This window comes from Streptomyces sp. WM6386 (assembly GCF_000972385.1).
Taxonomy (GTDB): Bacteria; Actinomycetota; Actinomycetes; order Streptomycetales; family Streptomycetaceae; genus Streptomyces.
Genome location: NZ_JXTE01000087.1, coordinates 1 through 15,189, shown reverse-complemented (window position 1 = coordinate 15,189; position 15,189 = coordinate 1). Strand labels below are relative to the sequence as shown.

At 70.1% G+C, this 15,189-nt stretch carries 15 protein-coding genes and 2 tRNA genes; 12 read left to right on the top strand and 5 right to left on the bottom strand.

The genetic code is table 11. The annotated features are described in order from the left end of the window. Nucleotides 1-38: 38 nt before the first annotated feature. The 3 genes from TN53_RS35805 to TN53_RS35800 all read left to right on the top strand — a co-directional run bounded on the left by TN53_RS35805 (nt 39) and on the right by TN53_RS35800 (nt 1,172). Nucleotides 39-404, top strand: a complete 366-nt coding sequence (locus TN53_RS35805) for a hypothetical protein (protein ID WP_046262985.1) — start codon at nt 39-41, stop codon at nt 402-404. A 107-nt stretch (nt 405-511) separates the two neighbouring features. After that, nucleotides 512-1,108 (top strand): bifunctional DNA primase/polymerase, encoded by a 597-nt coding sequence (locus tag TN53_RS44490; protein ID WP_063776287.1) that lies wholly within the window; start codon nt 512-514, stop codon nt 1,106-1,108. Beyond that, nucleotides 1,099-1,172 (top strand) — tRNA-Lys (locus TN53_RS35800). Before TN53_RS44490 ends, TN53_RS35800 begins: the two co-directional genes overlap by 10 nt. Nucleotides 1,173-1,611: 439 nt before the next feature. Here TN53_RS35800 and TN53_RS35795 read toward each other — a convergent pair. After that, nucleotides 1,612-2,862 carry a M6 family metalloprotease domain-containing protein gene (locus TN53_RS35795; protein WP_046262984.1) on the bottom strand — a complete coding sequence of 417 codons (1,251 nt, stop codon included), beginning with the start codon at nt 2,860-2,862 and terminating at the stop codon, nt 1,612-1,614. Nucleotides 2,863-3,174: 312 nt separating this feature from the next. On the opposite strand from TN53_RS35795, the gene TN53_RS35790 reads away from it, so the two are divergent. Beyond that, a complete protein-coding gene (locus tag TN53_RS35790) occupies nt 3,175-5,001 on the top strand; it encodes a putative bifunctional diguanylate cyclase/phosphodiesterase (protein WP_046262983.1) in 1,827 nt (608 codons plus the stop codon). On the opposite strand, the gene TN53_RS35785 is transcribed toward TN53_RS35790, so the two are convergent. The 3 genes from TN53_RS35785 to TN53_RS35775 all read right to left on the bottom strand — a co-directional run bounded on the left by TN53_RS35785 (nt 4,980) and on the right by TN53_RS35775 (nt 7,853). Continuing rightward, nucleotides 4,980-6,068, bottom strand: coding sequence for an LLM class flavin-dependent oxidoreductase (locus tag TN53_RS35785; RefSeq protein ID WP_046262982.1), 1,089 nt, complete (start codon nt 6,066-6,068; stop codon nt 4,980-4,982). The two genes, TN53_RS35790 and TN53_RS35785, sit on opposite strands and share 22 nt — an antisense overlap. A 256-nt stretch (nt 6,069-6,324) precedes the next feature. Further along, a complete protein-coding gene (locus TN53_RS35780) occupies nt 6,325-7,056 on the bottom strand; it encodes a decarboxylase (RefSeq protein WP_046262981.1) in 732 nt (243 codons plus the stop codon). Next, nucleotides 7,053-7,853, bottom strand: coding sequence for an aspartate/glutamate racemase family protein (locus tag TN53_RS35775; RefSeq protein WP_046262980.1), 801 nt, complete (start codon nt 7,851-7,853; stop codon nt 7,053-7,055). The genes TN53_RS35780 and TN53_RS35775 overlap by 4 nt, the downstream gene beginning before the upstream one ends. A gap of 132 nt (nt 7,854-7,985) precedes the next feature. Between TN53_RS35775 and TN53_RS35770 the strand changes: the two genes are divergently transcribed. Both TN53_RS35770 and TN53_RS35765 read left to right on the top strand, forming a co-directional pair. Further along, nucleotides 7,986-8,933, top strand: coding sequence for a D-2-hydroxyacid dehydrogenase (locus tag TN53_RS35770; protein WP_046262979.1), 948 nt, complete (start codon nt 7,986-7,988; stop codon nt 8,931-8,933). 33 nt (nt 8,934-8,966) lie between these two features. Next, nucleotides 8,967-10,352: an amidase gene (locus TN53_RS35765; RefSeq protein WP_046262978.1), complete on the top strand. Its 1,386-nt coding sequence runs from the start codon at nt 8,967-8,969 to the stop codon at nt 10,350-10,352. Here TN53_RS35765 and TN53_RS35760 read toward each other — a convergent pair. Then, nucleotides 10,333-10,827, bottom strand: a complete 495-nt coding sequence (locus tag TN53_RS35760; protein ID WP_046262977.1) for a DUF3830 family protein — start codon at nt 10,825-10,827, stop codon at nt 10,333-10,335. The genes TN53_RS35765 and TN53_RS35760 overlap by 20 nt on opposite strands. Nucleotides 10,828-10,923: 96 nt before the next feature. Between TN53_RS35760 and ehuB the strand changes: the two genes are divergently transcribed. The 6 genes from ehuB to TN53_RS35730 all read left to right on the top strand — a co-directional run bounded on the left by ehuB (nt 10,924) and on the right by TN53_RS35730 (nt 15,126). After that, nucleotides 10,924-11,853 carry an ectoine/hydroxyectoine ABC transporter substrate-binding protein EhuB gene (ehuB, locus tag TN53_RS35755; protein WP_046262976.1) on the top strand — a complete coding sequence of 310 codons (930 nt, stop codon included), beginning with the start codon at nt 10,924-10,926 and terminating at the stop codon, nt 11,851-11,853. After that, nucleotides 11,850-12,569, top strand: coding sequence for an ectoine/hydroxyectoine ABC transporter permease subunit EhuC (ehuC, locus tag TN53_RS35750; RefSeq protein ID WP_046262975.1), 720 nt, complete (start codon nt 11,850-11,852; stop codon nt 12,567-12,569). The genes ehuB and ehuC overlap by 4 nt, the downstream gene beginning before the upstream one ends. Beyond that, nucleotides 12,566-13,216 carry an ectoine/hydroxyectoine ABC transporter permease subunit EhuD gene (ehuD, locus tag TN53_RS35745; protein ID WP_046262974.1) on the top strand — a complete coding sequence of 217 codons (651 nt, stop codon included), beginning with the start codon at nt 12,566-12,568 and terminating at the stop codon, nt 13,214-13,216. The genes ehuC and ehuD overlap by 4 nt, the downstream gene beginning before the upstream one ends. Then, nucleotides 13,206-13,991: an ectoine/hydroxyectoine ABC transporter ATP-binding protein EhuA gene (ehuA, locus tag TN53_RS35740; protein ID WP_234441781.1), complete on the top strand. Its 786-nt coding sequence runs from the start codon at nt 13,206-13,208 to the stop codon at nt 13,989-13,991. Before ehuD ends, ehuA begins: the two co-directional genes overlap by 11 nt. A 205-nt stretch (nt 13,992-14,196) precedes the next feature. After that, nucleotides 14,197-14,955 (top strand): IclR family transcriptional regulator, encoded by a 759-nt coding sequence (locus TN53_RS35735; protein WP_046262973.1) that lies wholly within the window; start codon nt 14,197-14,199, stop codon nt 14,953-14,955. A 97-nt stretch (nt 14,956-15,052) separates the two neighbouring features. Then, nucleotides 15,053-15,126: transfer RNA gene (locus tag TN53_RS35730), tRNA-Lys, on the top strand. Nucleotides 15,127-15,189: the final 63 nt, after the last annotated feature.

Genomic DNA, 15,189 nt, shown 5'->3' with positions numbered 1-15,189 from the left:
ACAGGCGGGTCATCGGCAACGTATGAGGAGGAGAAGACATGGCGGAGCACACGCCGCGTCGGCATGAACCGCGGCTACGCCCCGCGCCCCTGCTCTTCGAGCCCGCGGAGGTGGCCTCCGATCCGGAGCACTTCTTCGACCTGGAGTCCATCGACGACCCCAGGGCGCTGCTGGCCCGGGCGACGGAGCTGACGCACGCCTTTCGCGCGGCGACGGACCGTGCCGTGGAGTTCCAGGCGCTCGCGGCGGCCCAGCTGGCGGACCCGCGCCGGTTCGACCGGCTGACGCCGGCGGACATCGCGGAACGGGCCGAGTGGACCGAGGACTATGCCAAGAAGATGATCGAGTTCGGCCGGGACCTGATGCGGGGTGCCGAGGGCAAGGGCACCATCGACCCCGCGTAAAGCTCTGGCATATGCCAGGCGAGCAAGATACTGCCCCGCCTCCTCCCCTGTCCCGGTTTCCGGCAACCCTCCGGAACGGAACGCTCACGCCCGGTACACCTTGAGGCATGAGCGACACACCCAAGAAGCTCTTCGCCGACCGTTCCGACGTCCACGGCGTCACCACGGACGGGGCGGAGTGGCTCGCCTCGGCAGGAACGTATCCGCGGAGCACGCTGGCCCTGTGGAAGGACCGGCCGGACGCGCCGGTCGTCCTGCCCTGCGGTACCGCCTTCGACGTCGTCGGCGTGCCCGCGATCTTCGGGCGCCGGATGCTCGACCGGCTGTGGGGCGAGGGTCCGGGCTCCGGGCCGGTCGCGGTGTTCCGTGGGCGGACGCTGCTGTTCGCCGCGCCGGGCACGGCGCACCGGCTGCCCTCGCTGCTGCGGTGGGAGGAGTTCGGCCGTACGGGAGCGGTTCCGCCGCTGCTGTGCCATGGCGCCGGAGACGCGGTGACCGTCCCCGCTCCGAGGCCGACGGATGCCACCCCGACCCCGTTCGACAGCCGCTGGCTCGTCGCCCCCGACACCCGCCACCCCTGGCTGCCGGGCCCCGAGATCCTGCTGTGGGCGGCCGTACGGGCGGCCCGTGCTGCCGTGCGGATATCGATTTTTCCTCCCGCCGATCAGGATGCTAAGGTCTACGACGTCAGCAGGCGCCGCTAGCTCAGTTGGTTAGAGCAGCTGACTCTTAATCAGCGGGTCCGGGGTTCGAGTCCCTGGCGGCGCACAGACAACGAAGGCCTCCCGCGAGTGCGGGGGGCCTTCGTCATTCGCGGGCGAGATCTCTCCGGCACCACAGGGGCGGCCGGGGGCCCGGGGGTCGCCCCCCGGGGGATGCAGCATCAGCGGGTCCGGGGTTCGAGTCCCTGGCGGCGCACAGACAACGAAGGCCTCCCGCGAGTGCGGGGGGCCTTCGTCATTGGCGGGCGAGATCTCCCCGGCACCACAGGGGCGGCCGGGGGTCCGGGGGTCGCCCCCGGGGGATGCAGCATCAGCGGGTCCGGGGTTCGAGTCCCTGGCGGCGCACGACATCGACAGCGAGGCATGTTCGCGGAAAGCGCGAACCGGCCTCGCTGTCGTCATTTCTGCGCGGCTTCGCCGCGCGTGGTGGGGGCTCCGCCACCCACACCCCCTTTGGCCGGCCGCAGCGGCTGCCGCTCAAGAGCTCACGCGGGCGTGATCTGTACCGTCCAGGTTCCCGAAGCCGTTCGGCCCTCCACGTCCACCCGTACGCCCGTGCCCGGCACCGTGAAACTTTCGCCGAGGGCGACGGGGGCGTCCGCGAGGGGTGGGTACACCGAGCCCTCCCAGCAGGCCTCGGTGCGTGGGTGGGCGTCGATCACCTGGACCGGGCCGCCGCCGGACGGGGAGCCGGCGTGCACGCGGTAGACGAGCACCCCCTCGCGACAGGTCGACGTGTCGTTGCCGACCGCACCGCGCGCCTCGAAGCCGAGGGCGCTGTCGGGCCCGGTCCTGACCACCGCGAGCTTGGTGCCGCGCCCCAGCCCGAAGGAAGCCGCCCCGGCCGCACCCGCCACACCCACACCCGCCCCGAGCGGCTCCAGCGTCAGCCGCGTCGGGCCCCGCACACACGCCACCTGCCGCGGCTCCAGCCAGCCCAGCTTCCACTTGTGCCAGGCGAACAGGTCGGGGGACAGCCCGAACTGGCTGCCCATCAGGTCCCAGTCGCCGACGAACGTGTCCCAGTCGCCCTTGCCGTCCACCGGACGGTGGTAGAGATCGGGCAGGTCGAAGACATGGCCGGTCTCATGGGCGAGAACCAGCCGGTCCGGCGGATGCTGCTCGAAGACCGTGACGACCCGGCGGATGTCCGTGCCGTCGGCCCGCAGCGGGACGTCCAGATTGACGACCTTCGTCGCGTCGGAGTCCACGCCGGGCGCGTCCGGATCGGCGACGAAGTAGACGACGTCGTACCGGGAGAAATCCACCAGCCCGTCCACCGCGGTCAGCGCGTCGCGCAGATAGGCGGCGCGGTGGGACGCGCTCCAGTCACGCTGTATGGCGTACGCCGTGGACGGCTGCGGCATCCGGATCCAGTGCCGGAGCGGATGCGAGCGCAGCGTGAACTTGCCGTAGGAGGCCTGCTCGAAGAAGCGGCTGGTGGCCGGGAAGTGGTCGGCGGCCAGTTCGCCGGGCGTGGTGCGTGGGGTCGCGTCCGGGAAGGACAGGAACACCATCACCGCGTCCAGGGAACGGGCCGGGCGCGGATAGGCGGTGTTCCAGGTGTCCAGACCCTCGGAGTGGTGCGCCTGAGTGCGGGTCAGGGCACAGGGTTCGGCCGAGAAGGGTTCGGCGGCCGACGGACCGGTGATGAGAGAGGTGGCGGCCAATGCCGTCATGGTGGTGAACAAGGCCGCGGTGCTGCGCAGTCGGGGGCGCGGGAAAGGGCGCGGCACAGAGACCTCCGGGTGCGGTTCGCGGGACACCGCACCCAGCCTGTGTGAGATTGTCGTACTACGCCCTGTTTGCCTGCACCAGACGAGTGAGTACGGCGAAGAACCGTCAGAAGCGACACCCCGAATCGCTCACGGAACGTCACACCTGGTCGGGCGCCCCAACAAGCCGTCCAGGTGCGGGCAGAAACGATCTGCCAGAAGGGCTGGTTGTTCCGGGACACTGGACCGTGGCTGGAAGGGGTGGGGGCCAGCCTCTATGATCGGCACACTTTCCTGCACGGACAGAGATCGAGTGCACTGCGGGAGCGAACGGTGAGCGGAACCTCCGAAGGGCCGGCGCCCGCGGCAGATCTCGACCGGGCGGTCGTCACGGACAGTGACTTCAGTACGTCTCCTCGTACTGCACCCCCGGCGTCCCCGACATATCAGTCGGCGTTCGCGGCCGCGCCGCTGGCCATGGCCGTCGTGGACCGCGAGGGTCTGGTCGTCGGCGCCAACGAGACGCTGGGCGAACTCCTCGGCAGCGCGCCCGAGGCGCTGGCCGGGCAGGTCGCCGCCGAGCTGGTGGATCTGGCCTCGGACGCGCGGACCTGGCACGCGTACCAGGAAGTGCTGCGCGGCCGGCAGGCCAGGCTGCGGTGCACCCGCCGGCTCAAGCACCCCGACGGCCAGTCCGTCTGGGTGCAGGTGACGGTCGCGCCGCTGGGCACGGGTGAGCCCGGTGTGCTGCTGTCCCTCGCCGACATCAGCACACAGCGCGAACTCCAGGCCCGGCTGCGGCACTTGCAGATGCACGACCCGGTGACCCGGCTGCCCAACCGGACCCTGTTCTTCGAGCGCCTGTCGGCCGCCCTGGAAGTGGAGTCGTACGCGCAGGGCGGCACCGGGCGGATCGGGCTCTGCTATCTCGACCTCGACGGCTTCAAGGCGATCAACGACACCCTCGGCCACCGTGTCGGCGACCGGCTGCTGGCGGCGGTGGCGGAACGTCTGACCCGCTGCGCCGACGAGGCAGGCCTGACCAGGGGCAGCGTGCCGCTGGTGGCGAGACTCGGCGGCGACGAATTCGCCCTGCTCGTCGAGGACTCCACCGGCACCGACCAGCTGGCGGACCTCGCCGAGGCCGTACTGAAGGCGATCCAGGCGCCCTTCGACATCTCCGGGCGCCGGCTCTCGGTCTCGGCGTCGATCGGCGTCGTGGAACGGCACGCGGCCGGCACCACCCCCACCGCCCTGGTCCAGGCCGCCGACACGACGCTCTACTGGGCGAAGGCCGACGGCAAGGCCCGCTGGACGCTCTTCGACCCGGAGCGCAACGCCCACCGGATGACCCGCCAGGCGCTCGCCTCCACGCTCCGGCCGGCCATCGAGCGCGGCGAGTTCACGCTCGAGTACCAGCCGCTGGTCTGCATGGAGGACGGCCGTCTGCGGGGCGTCGAGGCGCTGGTCCGCTGGAACCATCCGCAGTTCGGCATGCTGACGCCGAATCGGTTCATCGGATTGGCCGAGGAGGACGGTTCGATCGTTCAGCTCGGCCGCTGGGTGCTGGCCACCGCCTGCCGCCAGGCGCGGCGGTGGCAGCTGGACCACCCCGGCGAGCCGCCGATCTTCGTCAGCGTGAACGTCGCGGTCCGCCAGGTCTGGGATTCCGACCTGGTCGAGGACGTCGCCGAGATCCTCGCGGAGACGGGCCTGGCGCCGGGCCTTCTGCAGTTGGAGCTGACGGAGTCGGCGGTCATGGGCTCCGCCGGCCGTCCCCTCCAGGCGCTGCAGGCTCTCAGCGACATGGGCGTCCACATCGCCATCGACGACTTCGGCACCGGCTACTCCAACCTCGCCTACCTCAGCCGTCTCCCGGTCGCGGTCCTGAAGCTGGACGGCTCCTTCGTGAGGGGCTTCCAGTACGAGGGGACGGGCGCCTCGCCCAACCCGGCCGACGAGGTCGTCGTGGAGGCGATGATCCAGCTGGCCCACCGGCTGGGTCTGACCGTCACCGCGGAGTGCGTGGAGACCTCGGCCCAGGCCTCCCGGCTGCGCCGCATCGGCTGCGACACCGGCCAGGGGTGGCTGTACTCGCGGCCGGTGACGCCGGATCGTATCTCCGAGTTGATGAGCGGTCAGGCCGTCGGCAACCCGTAGGCGTCGGCGATCAGTTCGTAGCTGCGCAGACGCAGCTCCGCGCTGTGGGCGTGGGAGGTGAGCATGAGCTCGTCGGCGCCGGTGCGCTTGTGGAGGTCGTCCAGACCGGCGCGGACCTCGTCCACCGAGCCGTGGATGACGTTGGCGTTCCAGGACGTGATGAAGTCGCGTTCCATGGGGCTGAAGTCGTAGGCCTCGGCCTCTTCGGGGGTGGGGACGAGGCCGGGGCGGCCGGTGCGCAGACGGACCATGTTGAGGCTCGCGGCGAGGACCTGGCGGCGGGCCTCCTTCTCGTCGTCCGTGGCGAGGGCGGAGACGCCGATGAGGGCGTACGGCTCCTTCAGGACCGCGCTCGGGCGGAAGGACTCGCGGTAGAGGTCCAGGGCCGGGACGGTGTTCTGCGCCGAGAAGTGGTGGGCGAAGGCGAACGGCAGGCCGAGGGTGGCGGCGAGGCGGGCGCTGAAGCCGGAGGAGCCGAGGAGCCAGATCGGGGGGCGGTGCGGGGACTGGACGCCGCCGGGGGACGTCGACTGGATGGGGCCGGGGACCGCGTGGATACGGCGGTAGGGGTGACCGTCGGGGAAGTCGTCGTCCAGGAAGCGGGTCAGCTCGACGAGCTGCTCGGGGAAGTCGTCGGCGCCCTCGTTGAGGCTGTCGCTGCGGCGCAGGGCGGCCGCCGTGGCGCCGTCGGTGCCGGGGGCGCGGCCGAGGCCCAGGTCGACGCGGCCGGGGGCCATCGCCTCCAGGGTGCCGAACTGCTCCGCGATCACCAGCGGGGCGTGGTTGGGCAGCATGACGCCGCCCGAGCCGAGGCGGATGCGGTCGGTGTGGGCGGCGAGGTGGGCGAGGATCACGGCGGGGGAGGAGGAAGCCACTCCCGGCATGGAGTGGTGCTCTGCCACCCAGTAGCGGTGGAAGCCGCGGGACTCCGTCAGCTTGGCCAGGTCGACGCTGGTGCGCAGCGCGTCCGTGGCGGTGCGGCCGGCACCGACGGTGACCAGGTCCAGTACGGAGAGGGGGACGGGGGCGGTGCCGTGGATCGTGCCCCGAATCTCGTCTGCCGTCACTGTGGTGCCTCCTGTGGTGGGTGCCGCGCGCTGTTCTGCGGCGTGTAACAGGAGGGTGTCTCCGTTTATTCCTTCGCCGCCCCCGCTCCCAGGGGGCGCCGCCCCTGGACCCCCGCTCCTCAAACGCCGGAGGGGCTGACCAACCAGCCCGTCCGGCGTTTGAGGACGAGGCCCCTTCAGGGCCGAAGCGGGAGTCTGGGGGCGGCAGCCCCCAGGGACGGGACGGGAAGGGGCGGCGGGGGCGAAGAAAGGGCTTCTACACCTGGACGATCGGTTCCCTGGTGAACAGGGACCCCAGGCTCGGGGCGTTCACCCGCCGGTCCGCCAGGCGCAGACCCTCCCAGACCGAGACCTGGTTGGCGGTGAGGACCGGCTTGCCGAGTTCCTTCTCCAGGGCGAGGAGGTGGGCGGCGGTGTGCAGGGCCGTGTCCGGGAGGAGGATCACGTCCGCGTCGGGTGTGTCGGCCGACCGTGCCAGGGCGAAGACCTCCTTCTCCCCCCACGTGCCGACCTCGGCCGCCGTGATGATCCCGGAGCCCTTCACACCGGTGACCTCCAGGCCTCCGGCCCTCAGGAACTCCGCGAACAGTGCCGCCACGTCGTCCGGGTAGGTCGCCCCGACCGCGACCCGGCGCGCCCCGAGTTCCCGGGCGGCGTGCACGAAGGCGAAGGAGGTGGAAGAGGCCGGCAGGCCCGCCGTACGGGCGAGGCCGCGCACCTGCTCATGGGCGCCCTCCCAGCCGTAGACGAAACTGCCGCTGGTACAGGCCCACACCACGGAGTCGGCGCCCGCCATGCGCAGTTCCTCGACACCCGCCGCGAGCCGTTCGGCGGAGCCCATGCGGCGCAGGGCGTCGGGGCGGTGGGCGTCCTCGCCGATGTCGGTGTGGACCACGTCGAGGCGGACGTCGCTGCCCAGAAGCTGCTCGATGCGCGGATAGTCGTCCTCGGCGGAGTGGCCCGGGTAGAGAAATCCGAGTGCGGTCATGACCAGCCTTCCTGCTGCTCTTCTTTCGGCTGCTTCTCTTGCGGGAACACAGGGCCTGACCGTGCCGCCGGATCGACCAGTGCCTGGTACGGCCCTACCGCCCGGGTACCCAGTCGGCGCAGCGCCGCCCACATCGTGACCTGGTTGGCCGAGAGCACCGGGATGCGCAGTTCCGCCTCCAGTTGCGGGATGACGTCGTACGTCGGGAGGTTGGTGCAGCTGATGAACAGTGCGTCGGCGCTCCGGCGGACGGCCTTGTGGGCCATGGCGACGACCTCCCGGTACGGGACCTTCCAGATGTGCCTGGTCAGGCCCATGAAGGCGCAGCCGCTGACCGCGATGCCCGCCTCCGCGACGTACTCCTCCAGGGCCCGGGTCACCGACACGGTGTACGGCGTCACCAGGGCCACCCGGCGTACGCCGAGGTCGATCAGCGCCTCCAGAAGTGCGCCGGAAGTCGTCACGGACGGGACCGCGCCCGCCCTCGTCATCGCCTCGCACATCGCCCGCTCCCCCGCGACCCCGCCGACGAAGCTGCCGGAGGTGCAGGCGTAGGCGACGACCTCGGGGGCGATGGCGTTCAGGGTGCGTACCGCGTCGTGCAGCGTCTCGTGCTCGCTGACGAGACGGGCCAGGTCGAGGCTGACCTCGACGGGGACGTACGGCGTGCGGGTCAGATGGAGCGACACCTCGTCCGGGACCCAGCGCCACAACTCGCGGTCCAGCGCGAAGTCGAAGGGAGCGACGACACCTACACCGCGCTGGGGGCGCGGTCCACCAAGAAAAGAGAGGTCCATGGCAGGCACCGGCCTCACGGTGAGAGACGGGGGGACAACGGACCGTACGCACGCCCGTGTTGACGAAGGTAGGTTGGGGTGCGAGCGTGGTCAATCCGCGCATGTCAGACGCCTGTGGAGGAACGGCTTCGGATGACCGCCCCCACCCTTCTCGTCCTGGACGCCGATCCTCTCCCCCGCCTCGGCAGTCTCACCGGCCGCGCCCACGTCGAGCACACGGACGCGTCGACGCTGGCCGAACGGCTGCCGTACGCCGACGTCCTGCTGGTCTGGGACTTCACCTCCCACGCGGTGCGCGCGGCCTGGCCGGGCGAGGGGCCCCGGCCGCGCTGGGTGCATACGGCGAGTGCGGGTGTGGACCATCTGATGTGCCCCGAACTCGCCGCGTCCGACACCGTGGTGACCAATGCGCGCGGCGTCTTCGACCAGCCCATCGCGGAGTACGTCGCCGCTCTCGTCCTCGCGATGGCGAAGGATCTGCCCCGGACGCTGGACTTGCAGCGGGAGGGCGTGTGGCGGCACCGGGAGTCGCGGCGGGTGGCCGGGACGCGGGCGGTGATCGTCGGCTCGGGGCCGATCGGGCGGACGATCGCCCGCACTCTCAAGGCACTTGAGATCACCACGGCCGTCGTCGGCCGTAGCCCGCGCACCGGCATCCACGGCCCGGGCGACCTCGACCGGCTGATCGCCCGCGCGGACTGGGTGATCGCGGCGGCGCCGCTGACCGAGCAGACGTACGGGATGTTCGACTCCCGGCGGTTCGGGGTGATGCAGCCCTCGGCGCGGTTCGTGAACGTCGGGCGTGGCGGGCTCGTCGTCGAGGACGCCCTGGCGGACGCGCTGCGCAGGCGGTGGATCGCGGGTGCGGCGCTGGATGTCTTCGAGCACGAACCCCTGGGCGCCGACAGCCCGTTGTGGCAGGTGCCCGATCTGATCGTGTCCCCGCACATGAGCGGCGACACGGTCGGCTGGCGGGAGGAACTCGGCTCGCAGTTCCTGGAGCTGTACGACCGCTGGGCGGCGGGCAAGCCGATGCTGAACGTGGTCGACAAGAAGCGCGGGTACGTACCGGGGCACTGACGGCGCATTTTCCACAGAGAGCCGGAGGGGCGGATGACGGAGCTCACCGAACTGACCGCAGTACAGCTCGTCGACGGTTACCGCAAGGGCGAGTTCAGCCCCGTGGAGGTGACCCGGGCGGCCCTGGAGCGGGCCGAGCGGATCCAGCCGGAGGTGAACGCGTTCGTGCGGATCACCGCACCGGAGGCGCTCGCGCAGGCCCGGGAGTCGGCGGACCGCTGGCGGCGCGGTGAGCCGGCGGGGCTGGTCGACGGGGTGCCCGTCACGGTGAAGGACATTCTGCTGATGCGGGGTGCGCCGACCCTGAAGGGCTCCAAGGCGCTGTCGGAGAAGGGCCGTTGGGACGAGGACGCGCCCTCCGTGGCCCGGCTGCGTGAGCACGGCGCGGTGTTCCTGGGCAAGACGACGACCCCGGAGTTCGGCTGGAAGGGCGTCACGGACTCGCCGCTGTCCGGGGTCACCCGCAACCCGCACGACCCGTCACGCACCGCGGGCGGTTCCAGCGGCGGCGCGGCGGCGGCCGTGGCGCTCGGCGCGGGGCCGCTGGCGCTGGGCACGGACGGGGGCGGCAGTGTCCGCATCCCGGCGGCCTTCTGCGGGATCTTCGCGCTGAAACCGACATACGGGCGGGTGCCGCTGTATCCGGCGAGCGCGTTCGGCACGTTGGCGCATGTGGGGCCGATGACACGGAACACGGCCGACGCGGCGCTGATGCTGGACGTCATCGGCGCGCCGGACGCGCGGGACTGGTCGGGTCTGGGGCCGAGTGCCGTTTCCCACCGGGGTGTTCTTGGGGAAGGCGTACGGGGTCTGCGGATCGCCTACTCCCCTTCCCTCGGCGGACAGGTGCGGGTGCAGCCGGGTGTCTCGGCGGCGGTGCGCCGGGCGGTGGAACGGCTGGCCCGGCTCGGCGCGTACGTCGAGGAGACCGACCCCGACCTCACCGATCCGGTGGACGCCTTCCACACCCTGTGGTTCAGCGGGGCGGCTCGGGTGACCCAGCATTTCGGGCCGTATCAGCGGGAGTTGCTCGATCCTGGGCTGCGGGAGATCTGCGGGCTGGGGGCGCGGTACAGCGCGCTGGACTATCTCGCCGCCGTCGATGTCCGCATGGACCTCGGACGCCGGATGGGCCGCTTCCACGAGTCGTACGACCTGCTGGTGACGCCCACGGTGCCGATCACGGCTTTCGAGGCGGGCGCGGAGGTGCCGAAGGGCTCGGGGCATCGGCGGTGGACGGGGTGGACGCCGTTCACGTACCCCTTCAACATGACCCAGCAGCCGGCCGCGTCCGTCCCGGTCGGGGTGGACGGCGACGGGCTGCCGGTGGGGCTCCAGATCGTGGCCGCCCGGCACCGGGACGATCTGGTGTTGCGGGCGGCTCATGCGCTGGACGGGGTCACACCCTCCGGAAGCTGAGCGTCTCCCCCGTCGCCCCCGACCGCCAGAGGTCGTTGCACCCCTCGGCCAGCTCCGCCAGGCCCTCCACCACCTGCCCCCAGACGATGCCGGGCACCCAGCCCACGTCGCCGTTGAGGAGCAGGTTGTTGCGCTCGTAGAAGAGGGCCAGGTCGACCACTGTCGTGCCCGCGCGGACCTCGCGGTCGTAGCCGTAGGACTTGGTGCCCAGTTCCGTACCCGCGAAGGAGAAATAGCAGAGATCTCCAGGGATGGGGGTAACTGTCGGATTTTCCAGGGGTGGTTCCGATTTCGCGAAGGGCGGGAATAGGGCGTAGATCTCGTTGCGGGCGTATTTCGCGTGATAGACGTCGCCGGTGAGCGGGAGGGAATCCCAGACGGCCGCGCAGGTGATCGGCGCACGATCGTCCAGCAGCTTCGCCGTACCGGTGATCCCCCGCTTGACCAGCGAGACTTCGATGTAGCGGTCAGCCATACGTTCCATGGTCCCCCGCCGGTCAAGGGCGCCTCGGTCGGGATCGGGCTCAAATCGACCGGCATAAGTCGCATCCGGTCGGGTAGCCGCGCCGCCATGGCTCCACCGATACGAAACGACATTCGAAACGACGTTCGGACCGACAGAGGCACATCCGGAACCACCCGCCGATCGCTGCTCGCGGGGGTGGCGGCGCTCGGCGCACTGGGGGCCGCGGGCTGCTCGCGGGTGGCCACGGCTTCGACGACGGACGGCGGTGATCTGCTCGAACGCCTCAGGGCGGCAGGTGTCGTACGGCTGGGAATAGCCGGCGAGATCCCCTTCGGCTACATCGACAAGGACGGCGAGCTGACCGGCGAGGCGCCCGAGCTCGCGAAGGCCATCTTCAAGCGGCTGGGTGTCGACCGCGTACAGCCCGTGCCCACCGAGTTCGGGTCGCTCATCCCCGGACTGAACTCACAGCAGTTCGATGTGGTCGCCGCCGGGATGTATGTGAATCCGGAGCGCTGTGAGCAGGTCATCTTCGCCGACCCGGACTATCAGATGCTCGATTCGTTCATCGTGCGCAAGGGCAATCCCAAGGGGCTGCACGACTACAAGGACGTCGTCGAGAAGAAGGCCAGGTTCGCCACCGGGACCGGGTATGCCGAGATCCAGTACGCCGTCGACGCGGGGTACAAGGAGAGCGACATCCTCATCGTCCCCGATCAGGTCGCGGGGCTGAACGCCGTCGAGGCCGGGCGGGCCGACGTCTTCGCCGGTACGGCGCTCACCACCCGCGAGGTCGTCAAGAAGTCCGCCAAGACCGAGGCCACCAAGGCTTTCGCGCCCCTCGTGGACGGCAAGCCGCACGTCGACGGGGGCGCGTTCGCGTTCCGGCTGACCGAGACGAAGCTTCGGGACGCCTTCAACGTGGAGCTGCGGAAGCTGAAGAAGAGCGGCGAGCTGTTCCGGATCCTGCGGCCCTTCGGGTTCACGGAGGCCGAGATGACCGACCTCACCGCGAAGGAGCTGTGCGGCGGATGACCACCGGACTGTGGGAACTCGTACTCAAGGGCGCCTGGACGACCGTCCAACTGCTCGTCTTCAGCGCGCTGCTGGCGGCCGCCGTCTCGTTCTTCGTCGGTGTCGCGCGCACCCATCGACTGTGGATCGTGCGCTTCCTCGCCGGCTTCTACACCGAGGTGTTCCGCGGGACCTCGGCGCTCATCATGATCTTCTGGGTGTACTTCGTGCTGCCGATCTCCTTCGGATGGCAGCTGGTGCCGATGTGGGCGGGCACGCTGGCGCTCGGGCTCACGTACGGCGCGTACGGCTCGGAGATCGTGCGCGGCGCCCTGAACGCGGTCGACCCGGCGCAGAAGGAGGGCGGGATCGCGCTCAGCTTCACGCCCTGGCAGCGGCTCAGGCTGATCCTGCTGCCGCAGGCGGTGCCGGAGATGATCCCGTCGTTCTCCAACCTGCTGATCGAGCTGCTCAAGGGCACCGCGCTGGTGTCGATCATCGGCATGGGCGACCTGGCGTTCAGCGGCAACCTGGTGCGCCTGGCGCTTCAGGAGAGCCAGGAGATCTACACGTATCTGCTGGCCACCTACTTCGTGATCGCCTTCGCTCTCACCCGGCTGATGCGTGGCCTGGAGAAGAAGCTGAAGTCGGGGGTCGGCAAGGAACCGGAGCGCGGTGTGACCGCACACGAGCTGAAGCGGGCTGAGACGACGGGCGTCGGAGGTGGTGTCGCATGAAGTGGGACTGGCAAGCGGTCGGCGACTTCATGCCGCAGTTCTGGGACGGTCTGCTGGTCACCCTGCAGGCGCTGGCGCTGGGCTCGGTGATCTCCTTCGCGCTGGGCCTGGTGTGGGCGCTGCTGATGCGGGCGCCGACCCGGTGGGTGACCTGGCCGGTGGGCGCGGTCACCGAGTTCATCCGGAACACCCCGCTGCTGGTGCAGCTGTTCTTCCTCTTCTACGTGCTGCCCGAGTGGGGCCTGACCTTCTCCGCGCTGACCACCGGCGTCTTCGCGATCGGCCTGCACTACTCGACGTACACGATGCAGGTCTACCGGGCCGGCATCGAGGCGGTGCCCGTCGGCCAGTGGGAGGCCGCGACGGCACTGAACCTGCCGGTGACCCGGACGTGGCGGGTGGTGATCCTGCCGCAGGCGATCCGCCGGGTCGTGCCCGCGCTCGGCAACTACGTCATCGCCATGCTCAAGGACACGCCGCTGCTGATGGCGATCACCGTCCTCGACATGCTCGGTCAGGCGCGGCTCTTCTCCCAGGAGCAGTTCCAGTTCACCGAGCCCCTGACCGTGATCGGCGTGGCCTTCATCCTCATCGCCTATCTGGCCTCCCTCCTCGTGCGAGCCCTGGAGCGTCGTCTTGTCCACTGAAATTCAGCCCGAGAACAACCCCACCGACCGGCAGAGTCCCGGTGAGCTGATCCGCCTGGAGAACGTCACCAAGCGGTTCGGGGCCAACACGGTCCTGGACCACCTCGACTTCTCCGTCGAGGCCGGCAAGCACGTCACCCTCATCGGGCCGTCCGGATCGGGCAAGACCACGATCCTGCGGCTGCTGATGACGCTGACCAAGCCCGACGAGGGGACCATCACCGTCGACGGGCAGCAGCTGTTCCCGGCGCCGGAGAAGCAGGTCCGCGAGGTCCGCAAGCAGATCGGGATGGTGTTCCAGCAGTTCAACCTGTTCCCGAACATGTCGGCGCTCAGGAACATCACCGAGGCGCCCGTCACCGTGCTCGGCATGCCCAAGGACGAGGCGGAGGCGCGCGCCCGCGAGCTGCTCGACCTGGTGGGCCTGGCCGACAAGTGCGACGCCCGTCCCTCCCAGCTCTCCGGCGGGCAGCAGCAGCGGGTGGCGATCGCGCGGGCGCTGGCGATGCGGCCGAAGGTGCTGCTGCTGGACGAGGTGACCTCCGCGCTGGACCCGGAGCTGGTCGCGGGCGTCCTGGACGTGCTCCGGGACATCGCCCGCACCACCGACATCACGATGCTCTGTGTGACCCACGAGATGAATTTCGCCCGGGACATCTCGGACCAGGTCCTGATGTTCGACTCCGGGCGGATCATCGAGTCCGGTCCGCCGGAGAAGATCTTCAGCGAGCCGGCGAAGGACCGGACGCGGGAATTTCTCAGCGCGGTGCTCTGACTACAAGAGGTGAAGGGCCCGATGTGCGAGGTCCAACAGCTGGGGCATGACTTTGGCATATGCCAAAGGGTCAGCGTCCCTGCTGAGACGGATGGAATCTCGTCAACAGGCCCTCACTTCAAGCCTCTTGCCCGTTATCGTAGAGAGGATTCGCTGTCCGGATTACGGCCCCAGTTGTAGAGCGACTGAGCGCAGGGGGAACACCGTGGCGCTGAAGCACGAGCCGACCGCGCCGTATCACTCGGCCCAGGACGCGCTGCGCGTCCTGGAGGCCGTGGCGCGGCACACCACCGGAGTCACCGACACCGAGCTCGCCAAGCAGACCGCCATCGGCCCGGAGCGCCTGACCACGCTCCTGCTGATGCTGCGCCGCGAGGGCTACGTCGAGCAGGTCGCCGACGGCGCGTATGTCACGGGGGACGCGCTGACCCGCCTCGGCTCCGCGCACGACCGTGAGCAGGCCCTGCGCGAGACACTCCAGCGCACGCTGGACCGACTGCGCGACTCGGTCGGCGCGGCCGTCTATCTCAGCCGTTACGTGGACGGCGAGGTCACCATCACCCAGTACGCGGACGGGCCCACGACCCCGGTGGTCAACGAGTGGGTCGACTTCCGCTACTCCGCCCACGCCACCGCGCTCGGCAAGAGCCTGCTGGGCCAGCTGGACAACAACAGCCGCCGCGACCACCTCTCCCGGCACAAGATGGCCCGCCTCACCTCGCGGACCATCACCAGCGACAAGCTGCTGCTGTCCCGTCTGGAGTCCCAGCCGCCGACGGTGCCCCACCTCGACCTCCAGGAGTACGCGGTGGGCACGGTCTGCGCGGCCGTCCCGATCACCGCGGGCTCCTCGGTGGGCTGCCTGGCCCTCTCCCTCCCGGTCGAGCACGCTCACCGGCTCCGCCAGGCGGCGGACGCCCTGAACAGGAACGCGGCCCCCGTACTGCTGAGCCTCGCCATCTGAGCACCACCCTCCGGCGGTCGAAAGCACGCTCCAGGACCGGGTAGTATTTTCTTCGTCGCCAGCCGCGAAGCAAGAAAATGCAGCTGGCGAGAGTCATGCGCCGCTAGCTCAGTTGGTTAGAGCAGCTGACTCTTAATCAGCGGGTCCGGGGTTCGAGTCCCTGGCGGCGCACTTCAGAAGGACCTCTCGTGGGAGCGAGGGGTCCTTCGGCATGACGGGGAGTCCTCCCCCAAC